Origin of the sequence: Thermus composti (genome assembly GCF_014647535.1) — a bacterium.
GTDB classification, from domain to species: Bacteria; Deinococcota; Deinococci; order Deinococcales; family Thermaceae; genus Thermus; species Thermus composti.
Genome location: NZ_BMPJ01000039.1, coordinates 1 through 11,682, shown reverse-complemented (window position 1 = coordinate 11,682; position 11,682 = coordinate 1). Strand labels below are relative to the sequence as shown.

The window sequence follows — 11,682 nt, the reverse complement described above, 5'->3', positions numbered from 1 at the left end:
GTCACCCAAGAACTCTTGAAGCAGGCTAAGGGAGGGCGAGGAAGGAGTTTTGGGTAAAGCCCTGGGAAAAGGGGCACTTACCCGGGCACCCGGTGGAAGGCGTTGAGAAAAAGGGGAAGGGCCTTAAGCCGCTTTTCCTGTTCCTTCAGGGCCTCTTCAAAGGCCAAGGGCTCCATGAGAAGGGGAGGAAGACGGAGCCAGCCCAAATAATATTCCCCCGCCTGGCCCGGGTAGCGAAGCCGCGCCCGCTCCTCGGGGTAAAGGAGGGCCTCAAAGGCCTGAGGGCTTCGCAGGTAGGGGGCGTCCTTGAGCCAGCGCAGGTGCTCCTTAAGGCGCAAGGGGTTGGTCCAGAAGCCGTAGCGGAGGCGCTGGTCCAGGTGCTCCAGGGCCCGCCAGTCCCCCTTCTTTGCGAGCTCCAGGCGCTTGAGGCGAAGCCTGGCGTACTGGCCCAAGGAGAGGATCTCCCGGGAAAGCCCCGCCGCCACGAGGAGCCTCGAGGCCATCACGTAGTCCTGGTACTCCCGGTAGGGATTCATGGGACGAGGATGCCACGGCCCAAGGGGTAGGATGGTGCCATGGACCGGAAGGGCTGGGTGATGCGGGCGGTGGAGGCCCTGCGCCACGCCACCTTCAAGGAGATCCAGCGCTACCTGGACGAGGAGGGGGAGCCCTTCTCCAAAAAGGAGCTAGAGGAAACCCTCAAAGCCCTGGTGGCGGAGGGGCTTTTGGAGGAGAAGGAGGGCACCTACCGCCCCGCCCGGAAAAAGGGGAGCAAGGAGGCCTTTGACCGACTCTTTGGGAACTAGCGGGAGTAGTTGGGGGCCTCCTTGACGATGACCACATCGTGGGGGTGGCTTTCAATGAGCCCCGCCATGGTCATGCGCACGAAGCGGGCCTTTTGGCGGAAGGTCTCTATGTCTTTGGCCCCCACGTACCCCATGGCGCTCCGAAGCCCCCCCACGATCTGGTAGAGGACGTCGGCCACGGGCCCCTTGTAGGGCACCATCCCCTCAATCCCCTCGGGGACGAGCTTTTTGGCCTCGGTCTCCCCTTTACCGGGGTCTTGGAAGTAGCGGTCGGCGGAGCCCTGCCGCATGGCCCCCAAGGAGCCCATCCCCCGGTAGAGCTTGTAGCGGCGCCCGTCCTTCAAGACCTCCTCCCCCGGGGCCTCGTCCGTGCCCGCCAGCATGCTCCCCAGCATCACCGCATGGGCCCCGGCGGCGATGGCCTTGGCCACGTCCCCCGTGTACTTGATGCCGCCGTCGGCGATGACGGGCACGTCCAGGTCCTTCACCCCGGCCACCGCCTCGAGGATGGCCGTGATCTGGGGCACTCCCACCCCCGTGACCACCCGGGTGGTGCAGATGGACCCCGGGCCGATCCCCACCTTCACCGCATCCGCCCCCCGCTCCGCCAAGGCCCGCGCCCCTTCCCGGGTGGCCACGTTCCCGGCGATGACCTCCACCTTGTCCCCAAAGGTCTCCTTGAGGTAGACGAGGGCCTCCAGAATCCCCTTGGAGTGGCCGTGGGCGGAGTCCAGAACCAAGACGTCCACCCCCGCCTCCACCAGGGCCTGGGCCCTTTCGGGAAGGTCCTTGGAGGCCCCCACCGCCGCCCCCACGAGAAGCCTTCCCTGGGCGTCCTTGACGGCGTTCGGGTACTGGCGGCGCTTGACGATGTCCTTGAGGGTGATAAGCCCCTTGAGCCTTCCCGACTCGTCCACCAGGGGGAGCTTCTCAACCTTGTGCCGCCTTAGGAGTTCCTCCGCCTCCTCCAAGGTGGTGCCCGGGGGGGCGGTGACGAGGCGCTCCAGGGGGGTCATGACCTCGGTCACGGGCCGCTTCAGGTCCTTCTCAAAGCGGAGGTCGCGGTTGGTCACCAGGCCCAGAAGCCTCCCGTAGAGGTCCACCACGGGTAGCCCCCCGATGCGGTACTCCCGCATGAGACGCTCGGCGTCCTCCAGGGTGGCCGTGGGGGGAAGGGTCACGGGGTCCTGGATCATCCCCGCCTCGGAGCGCTTCACCTTGCGCACCATGGCCGCCTGGGCCTCAACGGAGAGGTTCTTGTGGATCACCCCAAGCCCCCCCTCCCGGGCCATGGCGATGGCCATCTCCGCCTCGGTCACCGTGTCCATGGCGGCGGAGAGGATGGGGATGTTTAGAAAGAGGCGCTTGGTGAGCCGCGTTCTTACGGAAACCTCCTTGGGCAGGACCTCGGAGTAGTCGGGTAGGAGCAACACGTCGTCAAAGGTGAGCCCCTCGTAGAGGATCTTCCCCTCGTACATGTTCCCAAGGTATACCCTTCCCCCGTCCCCGGTCCAGGGCCCTGACCCTCTTCTGACAAGGCCCCGGCTAAACTGGAGGCGTGGCCACGGTCCTCCTGGTGGAAGACGAGCCCGCCGTGCGCCTTGGGGTGCGCCTCGCCCTGGAGGGCGCAGGGCACCGGGTCCTCGAGGCGGGAAGCGTCCAGGAAGCCTGGCCCCTCCTGAAGGAGGCCGAGGCGGTGGTCCTGGACTGGATGCTCCCCGACGAACCGGGGCTCAAGCTTTTGGAAAGGGCCCGCCGGGGGGCCTACCCGGACCTCCCCGTCCTCATCCTCACCGCCCGGGCCGAGGTGCGGGACCGGGTGGAGGGCCTGGCCCAAGGCGCCGACGACTACCTGGTCAAGCCCTTCGCCACCGAGGAGCTTCTGGCCCGCCTCGAGGCCCTTCTCCGCCGGGCGGGCCGGCGCAAGGCCCTAAGGCGGGGCCCCCTCTTCCTGGACCTGGAGCGGATGGAGGCGAGCCTGGAGGACAGGCCCCTCCCCCTCACCCGGCGGGAGTTCGCCCTCCTCGCCTTTTTGGCCCAGCACCCGGGCCGGGTCTACACCCGGGAGGAGCTTTTGGAGGCGGTCTGGGGGCCGGACTACCTGGGCACCCCGAGAACCGTGGACCAGCACATCCTCCAGCTCCGGGAAAAGCTCGGCGAAAACCCCAAGGCCCCGAGGTTTATAGAGACCGTGCGCGGCCTAGGCTACCGCTTCCGGGAAGCGCCGTGAGGGAGGAGCTCGCCCAAGCCTGGGAGGAGGCCCTGGAGGGGCTTGTCCTCCACCAAAACCGGCAGGTCCTCTACCTCAACCCCAAGGCGGCGGAGCTTTTGGGGGTGAACCGGGAGAAGGTGGTGGGCAAGCCCCTCCTCCTCACCCTCAGGGACCACCGCCTCGAGGCCCTGGCCCTCCACGGGGGGGAGAGGCGCCTACTGGTGCGGGGCCGGACCCTTTGGGCCCGGGCCCTCCCGGGAAGGCTTTTCCTCCTGGACGAGACCACCCTGCAAAAGCGCCTTCACGACCTAGAAGAAGCCGCCCACCTCCTGGCCCACGAGCTCAGGACCCCCCTGGCGGGGATAGGTCCCCTCCTGGAAGCCTTGACCCCTAAAAATGCCCAGGAGAAGGAGGTCTTGGACCTCCTCAAAGGGGAGGTGGCCCGCCTGAGCCGCCTCGTCCAGGACCTCTCCTTCACCAGGACCGGGTCCAAGCGCACCTTCCCCCTAGAAGAGCTTTGGCCCCGCCTGGAGAGGCTTCTTGCCGAGCGCCTTTCCGGAAGGCAGGTGGAGGTGGACCTGCCCCACACCGCCCACACCGACCCCGAGGCCCTCTTCCAGATCCTCCTGAACCTCCTGGACAACGCCCTCAAGTACGGCCAAGACCCCATCCGCCTCCTATCCCGAAAGGAGGGGGGAGGCCTTTTTCTGGAGGTGCGGGACGGGGGCCCGCCCCTCCCCGACTACGAGACCCTCTTCCTCCCGGGCCGCCGGGGCTTCCAGGGAGGGCTAGGGCAGGGCCTGGGCCTTTACTTGGTGCGCCGCCTAGCCCGCAGCCTAGGAGGGGAGGCCTACGCCCGAAGGGAGGAAGGGGAAAACGTCTTCGGAGTGCTCCTACCCCTAAACTAGGAAGGAGGAGGAAGAATGCGGGAAGCCTTGGACAAAGCCCTCAACCAGCTTCTGGAAGAAAGCCTGCGCATGCTCTCCCTGGTACGGGAGATGACCCAGGAAGCCACCGAGGCCCTGGTGGAAAGCAACCCCTCCAAGGCCCAGGGGGTCATCGCCAAGGACCAGGAGGTGGACGCCCTGGAGCTCAAGGTGGAGAACCAGGCCATCGCCGTGATCGCCCGCCACCAGCCCGTGGCCTCGGACCTCCGCCTGATCTTCACCGTGATCAAGGCCCTCACCGACCTGGAAAGGGCGGGGGACTACGCCATGCACGTGGCCGAGGACGCCCTCCTCCTCGCCAAGGAACCGCCCTTAAAGCGGTACGTGACCCTTCCCGAGATGGGGCGGAGGCTCGTGGAGATGATGGACACCCTGGCCAAGGCGGTGGCCGAGCGGGATGCCTCCTTGGCACGCCGGGTCCTGGAGATGGACGACCAGGTGGACGGCCTCTACGAGGAGGTGACCCGGGAGCTCATCACCTACATGATGGAAGACCCCCGGACCATCACCAAGGCCCTGACCCTGATGCGGGTGGCCCGAAGCTACGAAAGGCTCGGGGACCACCTGGAAAACATCGCCGAAAGGGTCATTTACTGGCTCACCGGGGAGGTGTACAAGGCCCCGGAGGACGTTTACTGAGCCGTCGGCGCCGCGGGCGCTACTCCGCCCCCGCCTCCTCCGCCGCCTGGCGGCGGCCCGCCTTCCACTCCAGGCCCGCCCAGATCAGGTCCATGAGGTCCCCGTCCAGGACGTTTTCCGGGTCATGGCGCATGAGCCCGGTGCGGTGGTCCTTCACGTAGTTCTTGTCCAGGACGTAGCTACGGATCTGGCTTCCCCACTCAATGGGCCGCACCTCCCCCCTCAGGGCCTTGAGCTCCTCCTCCTTCTTCTTCCGCTCCAGCTCGTAAAGGCGGGCCTTCAGGATCTTGAGGGCGAGCTCCTTGTTCTTGATCTGGCTCCGGGTGGTCTGGCAGGTGACGATGATCCCCGTGGGCAGGTGGACCACCCGCACCGCCGAGTCCGTGGTGTTCACCCCCTGGCCCCCGGGCCCGGAGGCCCGCATCACGTCAATGCGGAGCTCCTCGGGCTTTAAGACCACCTCCACGTCCTCGTCCACCTCGGGGATCACCTCCACCCCGGCGAAGGAGGTGTGGCGGCGGCCCGAGGCGTCAAAGGGGGAGGGGCGCACCAGGCGGTGCACCCCGGCCTCCGGGGAGAGGAGGCCGTAGGCGTTTTCCCCCTTGACCAGGATCTGGGCGTAGTCAATCCCCGCCTCCGCCCCGGGGGTGAGGTCCACCACCTCCACCTGGAAGCCCTGGCGCTCGGCGAAGCGGGTGTACATCCTTAGGAGCATCTCCGCCCAGTCGCAGGCCTCCGTGCCCCCCGCCCCGGGCTGGATGGTGAGGATGGCGTTCTTCTCGGCGTGGGGGAAGTTGAGGAGGGTCTGGTGGTAGAGCTCGTTCAGCTTCCTCGCGGCCTCCTCCAGCTCGGGCTTAAGGACCTCCCGCTCCTCGGCGGGAAGCTCTTCCATAAGTTCCAGGAGGCCCTGGAGGTCGCTTTCCAGGGAGCGGAAGGTGTCCACGGTGCGCCGGAGGCGGGCGGCCTCCTGGCTCACCTTGCGGGCGGCCTCGGGGTCGTTCCAGAGGGAGGGGTCCTCGAGGCGCCGCTCCAACTCTTTTAGACGGTTTTCCTTTTGGGGGATGTCAAAGATACCCCCTAAGGCCTTCTAGGCGTTGCGCGAGGGGTTCCAGATCCATACCCCTACTAGGATAGCAGATTGCGACACAAGGCGCAAGGTGTCTTGATATAAGCACGCTCACTGTTTTATAGTTAGGGTATGAATGTGAAGAGGTGGGCGCAAACGCTAAAGGAGGAGTACCCCAAGGGCTTGCTGGGAGAGCGGGAGGCCTTGGTGAGCCTTTTGGTGGGAAAAGGGCTTTCCCACGCCGAGGCGGTGGAGGTGGCCCGGGCCCTGGAGGCCCAGGGCTACGCCCACTTTCTCCCCGGGGAAAGGCCCCGCTGGTTTTTCAGCTCCCGGTCTTTGGACCTGAAGGCCCTGATGCGGGCCCTGGACGAGGAATACCGGGCCTTCGTGGGCGAAGGGGACGAGGAGGAAGAAGCCCTGGCCTTCCTGGCCGCCCGGCTGGAGGGGGACCGGGACACGGCCCGGGAAGTGCTGGAAGCCCTCCAACTGGCGGGCTACGTGGAAAACCTTTATAGCCCCGAGCTTGCCCGCAACCGTCTTTTCTTCCGATTCCCCGAGGCTTTGCGCCCCTTCTAAGGGGCCGCACGGGGGTTTCGCAACATGGGATCGCCCCTTTTGGGGCCCCCACCGTGGCTTTAGCCGCGGTGGGGTACTCAGTCGGCGGCCAGCTGGACCTCCGCCACCCCTACCCGAGCCCCCAAGGAGGCCAGGCGCTCTTCCAGGTCCTCGTAGCCCCGTTCCAGGAAGTAGACCCCTTCGATCTCCGTGATCCCTTCAGCGCCTAGGGCGGCCACCACCAAGGCCCCCCCGGCCCGGATGTCCAGGGCCTTCACCTGGGCGCCGTGAAGGGGCCTGCCGTGGATGAGAAGGGTGCGGTCCTTAAGGTAAAGCTCGGCCCCCATACGGGCCAGCTCCCCCACATGGGTGAACCGGTCGGGGTAGACCCGGTCGGTCACGGCGCTTTGGCCGGGGACCGTGGCCAGGTAGGCGGTGGCGATGGGCTGGAGGTCCGTGGGAAAGCCGGGGTACTCCCGGGCCTCCACGTGAAAGGGTTCGGGATCCCGGGTGGCGGTGAGGCGGATCCAGTCCGGGCCCACCTCGAGGCGGTGCCCCGCCTGGTGGAGCTTGTCCAAAAGGGCGTCTAGATGGTCGGGCCGCACCTCCCGTAAGGTGATGGACCCCCGGGTGGCCGCCGCCGCCAGGAGGTAGGTGCCGGCCTCAATGCGGTCGGGGATGATGCGGTAAGCCCCTCCCCCAAGCCGCCTCACCCCCCTGACGTGGAGGATGGGGCTTCCTAGGCCCCGGATCTCCACCCCAAGAAGGCTTAAGAAACGCCCCAGGTCCTCCACCTCGGGTTCCACTGCCGCCTGGACCAAGGTGGCCTCCCCCCCCAAAGCCACCGCCAGAAGGGCCTGCTCCGTCCCCCCCACCGTGGGCAGGTCAAAGACCACCCGGCCCGAGAGGGGTTTTGTGCGCCGGGCGTAGAAGGTCCCCCCCTCCTCCTCCACCACCTCGGCCCCCAGGGCCCTCAGGGCCTTCACGTGCTGGTCCACGGGCCGCACCCCGAAAGCGCACCCCCCGGGGAGGGAGATCCTCCCCTCCCCCACCCGGGCGAGGAGCGCCCCCCAGACGATGAAGCTGGCCCGCATCTGCCCCACCAACTCGTAAGGGGCGTGGGTGTTCACGATCTCCGGGGTGTGGAGGTGGAGGGTCCGCCCCTCCCACTGGTAGCGGGTGCCCAGGTGGGCCAGAAGCTCCAGCATCACCTCCACGTCCCTAAGCCGGGGCACCTCCAGCAGGGTGACGGGCTCCGCCGTGAGGAGGCTTGCCGCCAGGATGGGCAAAGCGGCGTTCTTGGCCGGGTAGACCCTAAGCTCGCCGGAAAGGGGCACACCCCCCTCTATGCGCAGGATCTTGCTGGTCCGCCCGGCCTCCGTGTGCATCATACACACCGTACTTAAGGTGAGCATATAGAGGCCCTTCCGCATTGTCAAGGCGATAAGCCTCTGCTACACTACCCTGCAAAGGAGGGGTATGCCCAAGAAGGAGAAGAAGCGTCTCCAGGTGGTGATCACCGAGGAACAAGACGCCCTCCTCACCCGGGCGGCCTACGCCCTTTCCAGCCCGGAACGCCTGGTCTCCAAGTCCGAGGTGGTGCGCCTGGCCATCGCCAAGATCGTCCAGGAGCTGGAAGAGGGCAAAGAGGAGCTGGCCGAGCTCCTCAAGAAACTGGAGCCCGAGGAATAGCATGATCGGCACCCTCCTGGGCGGGCGTTACCGCCTCGAGGCCCCCCTGGGGTCTGGGGGGATGGCCGAGGTGTGGCGGGCGGTGGACGAACGCCTGGGACGGAGGGTGGCGGTGAAGCTCCTCCATCCCCGGGCCTTACCCCCGGAAAGGGAGCGCTTCTTCCTGGAGGTCCGGGCCCTTTCCCGCCTCTTCCACCCGGGGATCGTCCAGGTGCTGGACCTGGGGGAGGAGGAGGGGCGGCCCTACTTCGTCATGGAGCTGGTGGAGGGGGGTTCCTTTGACCGCCTGGGCCCCTTTGAGGAGGGGCCGGAAGGGGAAAGGATCCTCAAGGCCGCCGCCCTGGTCATGGAGGCCCTGGCCCACCTCCACGCCCAGGGGATCCTCCACCGGGACCTCACCCCCAAGAACATCCTCCTCACCAAAGAGGGCCACCCCAAGGTGATGGACTTTGGCCTGGCCTACCTCCTCCAGGAAAGCCGCCACCTCACCCGCACGGGGTACACCCTGGGCACCCCCACCTACATGGCCCCGGAGCAGGCCAAGGGCCTCCCCTTGACCCCCAAGGCGGACCTCTACAGCCTGGGGGCGGTCCTCTACCGCACCCTCACGGGCCGCCCCCCCTTTGAGGGGGAAAACGACCAGGCGATCCTTTTCCAGCACGTCTACGAGGCGCCCAAGCCCCCGGAGGCCCTAAACCCCGCCATCCCCAAAGGGGTGGGGGAGGCGGTGCTCGCCCTTTTGGCCAAGCATCCCGAGGAGCGCCCCAGCCATCCGGGCCTTTTTCAAAGCGCCCTTAACGCCTTCCAAGCCCTCCGCCTGGCCACCCCCAGGGCGGGGGCGAGCCGCTCGGGCCACTACCCCCTGGCCCCCGATCCCAGACGGCTCACCCTCAAGGGCAAGCTGGACCTGGGGGGCGAGGCCCCCTGGCCGGGGGAGATGGTCTACGCCGGGGGACGGGTGTACCTGGGGGTGGGGAGGAACCTGGTGGAAGTGGACCTCCTCACGGGGGAGGTGCGCCAGGAAGCCTTTCCCGACGAGGTGACCGCCCCCCCGGTGGTGCGCCAGGGGGTCTACGTGGGCGGGTGGGACGGGAGGGTGCGGCGGCTTCGGGGGAGGCACCTGGAGTGGTGGGCGGAGACCGGGGCCGAGATCACCGCAAGCCCCCTGGTGCTGGGGGACTGGGTCTATGTGGCGAGCCGGGACGGCATCCTCTACGCCTACGAGAAGGACCAGCCCCGCTTCCGCTTTCAGACGGGCGGGCACCTCTCCGCAAGCCCCACCTTTTACCGGGGCCTCCTCCTTTTGGGCTCGGAGGACGGCTGGCTCTACGCCCTGGACCCCAAAACCGGGGCCCTGCGCTACAAGGTGAAGACCGGGGCCATCCACGCCCCCATCGCCGCCTACCGGGGTAGGCTTTTCATCCCCACCTGGGAAGGGGAGGTCTTTGCCTTTGACCCCCTGACCCGGGAGACCCTGTGGAACGCCGCCCTCGAGGGCGAGATCTGGGGCGGGATGGCCGTGGGGGAGGAGCGGGTCTACGTGGCCGGCTGGGACGGGGTCCTTAGGGCCTTAGACCAGGAGACCGGGGAGGAGGCCTGGAGCCTGGAGGTGGGCAAGGTGACGGCGGGGCTTTCCTACGCCTCGGGGCACGTCTTCGTGGCCACGGAGGAGGGGCGCTTCCTGGCGGTGGACACCCGGGGGCAGGTGGTCTTTGAGGCCACGGGCCTGGGGGCGGTCCAGGTTCCCCCCCTGCCCCTGGCCGAGGAGGTGCTGGTGGCGAACCTCTCGGGCCGCCTCTACCGCTTCGGCGTAGGATAGGGGCATGGAGGCCGTGCACACGGAAGGGGCACCCCAGGCCATCGGCCCCTACAGCCAGGCGGTGAAGGCGGGAGGCTTCGTCTTCGTCTCCGGCCAGATCCCCCTGAACCCCGACGGCACCCTGGTGGAAGGGGATATCCGCGCCCAGACGGAGCGGGTGATGGAAAACCTCAAGGCCATCCTCGAGGCGGCGGGCTCGGGCCTCCACCGGGTGGTCCAGACCACCTGCTTCCTCCTGGACATGGAGGACTTCCCCGCCTTCAACGAGGTCTACGCCCGCTACTTCGCCCCGCCCTACCCCGCAAGGGCCACGGTGGCGGTGAAGGCCCTGCCCAGGGGGGTGCGGGTGGAGGTGGCCTGCGTGGCCCTTGCGGATTAACGCCAGGACGCAAAAAAGCGTAGAATGACCCCATGGCCGAGGTGGCGGAAAGCACCCTTCAGGACCTCGAGGCCCGCTTCCAGGAAGGGGATATCCGGGCCCTGGCCCGGGCCCTCACCCTGGTGGAGTCGGGCCACCCCTTGGGCCAGGCCCTCCTTAAGCGCCTAAGGGGAAAGGGCCAGGCCAAGGTGGTGGGGATCACGGGAAGCCCCGGGGCGGGCAAGAGCACCCTCACGGACCGCCTCATCCTGGAGGCCAGGAAGCGGGGGGAGAAGGTGGGGGTCTTGGCCGTGGACCCCTCTAGCCCCTTCACGGGCGGGGCCATCCTGGGCGACCGGATCCGGATGATGCGCCACCACCAAGACCCGGGGGTCTACATCCGCTCCCTGGCCTCGAGGGGAGCCCTAGGGGGGCTTGCCGGGGCCACGGTGGCGGCCCTAAACCTTCTGGAGGCCTTCGGCTTTGACCGGATCTTCGTGGAGACCGTGGGGGTGGGCCAAAGCGAGGTGGACATCGCCCGGGTGGCCGACACCACCCTCCTCGTCCTCACCCCGGCGGCGGGGGACGCGGTCCAGGCCTTCAAGGCGGGGGTCATGGAGATCGCCGACCTCTTCGCCGTGAACAAGTTTGACCTTCCCGGGGGAGAAAGGATCGTTCAGGAGCTGAAGAGCGCCTTGGAACTCTCCCCTCCCCGGCCCGGGGGCTGGCGTCCGCCCATCTTCCCCACGGTGGCGGCCACGGGGGAGGGCGTGGAGGCGCTTTTTGAGGGCCTCGAGGCCCACCACCAGCACCTCCTGGCCCACAACCTCCTGGAAGCCCACCGCAAGGAGCGGGCCCGCTTTGAGGTGGAAAGCGTGATCCAAGAGTGGGGAAGGCGGCGCACCCGGGAGGCGGAGGAGGTGATCGCCCAGGTGGCCCAGGGGCTACTCAGCCCCGAGGAGGCTGCGAAAGCCCTTTTGGGCTTGAGGCCCGGTTCCGGTAACGGAGAAGGGCCCTCTTGAGGATCTCCCGCTCATTGGGATAGGAAAGGCGCTTCAGAGCCTCCTCGGCGGGGAGGAAAAAAGCGTTTTCCACTTCGGAAAGCTGGGGCCTAGGCTCCCCACCCCGGTAGGCCATGAGGAAGTAGTGGACCTCCTTGCTAACGGTCACCGGCTTCCCCTCGTCCCAAACGGTGAAGTAGTAGCGCACCTTCCCTAAGGGAGCCACCACCGCGGCCTCAATCCCGGTCTCCTCGCGCACCTCCCGCACCGCCGTCTCGGGGTAGCGCTCCTTGGGCTCCACCTGCCCCTTGGGCAGGGTCACCACCCGGCCTTCCTTCAGGGAGACCACCAAGACCCAAGGCGGATCCCCCCGGAGCACCACCCCTCCTGCGGAGACCACCCGCTTCCTTGCGCTTCCTACCCGGCGTTTCCTGCGCACATCCCTCCCCCTGGCAACAAAAAAGGGCGCCCGAAGGCGCCCCCAAAGGATCCCGAAAGGGGAGAGCAGAGGCTTAGATCTCCTTAGAAAGGAGGTGATCCAGCCGCACCTTCCGGTACAGCTACCTTGTTACGACTTCGCCCCAGTC

14 protein-coding genes and 1 rRNA gene are annotated in these 11,682 nt (G+C 67.4%); 9 read left to right on the top strand and 6 right to left on the bottom strand.

The window, feature by feature from the left end:
- Positions 1–77: 77 nt before the first annotated feature.
- Entirely contained in the window at positions 78–536 is a 459-nt protein-coding gene (locus IEX93_RS10765; RefSeq protein WP_188848196.1) for a hypothetical protein, read from the bottom strand.
- A 39-nt stretch (positions 537–575) separates the two neighbouring features.
- Here IEX93_RS10765 and IEX93_RS10760 point away from each other — a divergent pair, with 39 nt between their 5' ends.
- Positions 576–806 carry a hypothetical protein gene (locus IEX93_RS10760; RefSeq protein WP_188848195.1) on the top strand — a complete coding sequence of 77 codons (231 nt, stop codon included), beginning with the start codon at positions 576–578 and terminating at the stop codon, positions 804–806.
- Here IEX93_RS10760 and guaB read toward each other — a convergent pair.
- Positions 803–2,284 (bottom strand): IMP dehydrogenase, encoded by a 1,482-nt coding sequence (gene guaB, locus IEX93_RS10755; RefSeq protein ID WP_188848194.1) that lies wholly within the window; start codon positions 2,282–2,284, stop codon positions 803–805. The genes IEX93_RS10760 and guaB overlap by 4 nt on opposite strands.
- 80 nt (positions 2,285–2,364) lie before the next feature.
- Here guaB and IEX93_RS10750 point away from each other — a divergent pair, with 80 nt between their 5' ends.
- Genes IEX93_RS10750 through phoU form a run of 3 tightly spaced genes read left to right on the top strand, consistent with a single transcriptional unit; the run spans position 2,365 to position 4,604 of the window.
- Positions 2,365–3,036 carry a response regulator transcription factor gene (locus tag IEX93_RS10750; RefSeq protein WP_188848193.1) on the top strand — a complete coding sequence of 224 codons (672 nt, stop codon included), beginning with the start codon at positions 2,365–2,367 and terminating at the stop codon, positions 3,034–3,036.
- Positions 3,033–3,926 (top strand): sensor histidine kinase, encoded by an 894-nt coding sequence (locus IEX93_RS10745; RefSeq protein ID WP_188848192.1) that lies wholly within the window; start codon positions 3,033–3,035, stop codon positions 3,924–3,926. The genes IEX93_RS10750 and IEX93_RS10745 overlap by 4 nt, the downstream gene beginning before the upstream one ends.
- Positions 3,927–3,941: 15 nt before the next feature.
- Complete coding sequence (gene phoU, locus IEX93_RS10740) at positions 3,942–4,604, top strand: phosphate signaling complex protein PhoU (protein ID WP_188848191.1); 663 nt, start codon at positions 3,942–3,944, stop codon at positions 4,602–4,604.
- A gap of 19 nt (positions 4,605–4,623) precedes the next feature.
- On the opposite strand, the gene prfB is transcribed toward phoU, so the two are convergent.
- A protein-coding gene (prfB, locus tag IEX93_RS10735; protein ID WP_188848190.1) for a peptide chain release factor 2 occupies positions 4,624–5,722 on the bottom strand; the annotation gives its coding sequence in 2 pieces (ribosomal slippage) (positions 4,624–5,670 and positions 5,672–5,722; 1,098 coding nt in all).
- Positions 5,723–5,802: 80 nt separating this feature from the next.
- Here prfB and IEX93_RS10730 point away from each other — a divergent pair.
- Positions 5,803–6,246, top strand: a complete 444-nt coding sequence (locus IEX93_RS10730; RefSeq protein ID WP_188848189.1) for a hypothetical protein — start codon at positions 5,803–5,805, stop codon at positions 6,244–6,246.
- 77 nt (positions 6,247–6,323) lie between these two features.
- Here the strand turns inward: IEX93_RS10730 and murA are convergent, their stop codons facing one another.
- A complete protein-coding gene (murA, locus tag IEX93_RS10725) occupies positions 6,324–7,616 on the bottom strand; it encodes a UDP-N-acetylglucosamine 1-carboxyvinyltransferase (protein ID WP_188848188.1) in 1,293 nt (430 codons plus the stop codon).
- 88 nt (positions 7,617–7,704) lie between these two features.
- On the opposite strand from murA, the gene IEX93_RS10720 reads away from it, so the two are divergent.
- Genes IEX93_RS10720 through meaB form a run of 4 tightly spaced genes read left to right on the top strand, consistent with a single transcriptional unit; the run spans position 7,705 to position 11,116 of the window.
- On the top strand, positions 7,705–7,917 hold the full coding sequence (locus tag IEX93_RS10720; protein WP_188848187.1) for a transcriptional regulator: 213 nt from the start codon (positions 7,705–7,707) through the stop codon (positions 7,915–7,917).
- A 1-nt stretch (position 7,918) separates the two neighbouring features.
- Positions 7,919–9,736 (top strand): protein kinase domain-containing protein, encoded by a 1,818-nt coding sequence (locus IEX93_RS10715; protein ID WP_188848186.1) that lies wholly within the window; start codon positions 7,919–7,921, stop codon positions 9,734–9,736.
- A gap of 4 nt (positions 9,737–9,740) precedes the next feature.
- Positions 9,741–10,115 carry a RidA family protein gene (locus IEX93_RS10710; protein ID WP_188848185.1) on the top strand — a complete coding sequence of 125 codons (375 nt, stop codon included), beginning with the start codon at positions 9,741–9,743 and terminating at the stop codon, positions 10,113–10,115.
- Between the two features lie 32 nt (positions 10,116–10,147).
- Positions 10,148–11,116 (top strand): methylmalonyl Co-A mutase-associated GTPase MeaB, encoded by a 969-nt coding sequence (gene meaB, locus IEX93_RS10705; RefSeq protein ID WP_188848184.1) that lies wholly within the window; start codon positions 10,148–10,150, stop codon positions 11,114–11,116.
- Here the strand turns inward: meaB and IEX93_RS10700 are convergent.
- Together IEX93_RS10700 and IEX93_RS10695 are read right to left on the bottom strand one after the other, a co-directional pair.
- Positions 11,043–11,534, bottom strand: a complete 492-nt coding sequence (locus IEX93_RS10700) for an NUDIX hydrolase (RefSeq protein ID WP_188848183.1) — start codon at positions 11,532–11,534, stop codon at positions 11,043–11,045. The genes meaB and IEX93_RS10700 overlap by 74 nt on opposite strands.
- A gap of 87 nt (positions 11,535–11,621) precedes the next feature.
- Positions 11,622–11,682, bottom strand: a 16S ribosomal RNA gene (locus IEX93_RS10695); the annotation flags it as partial.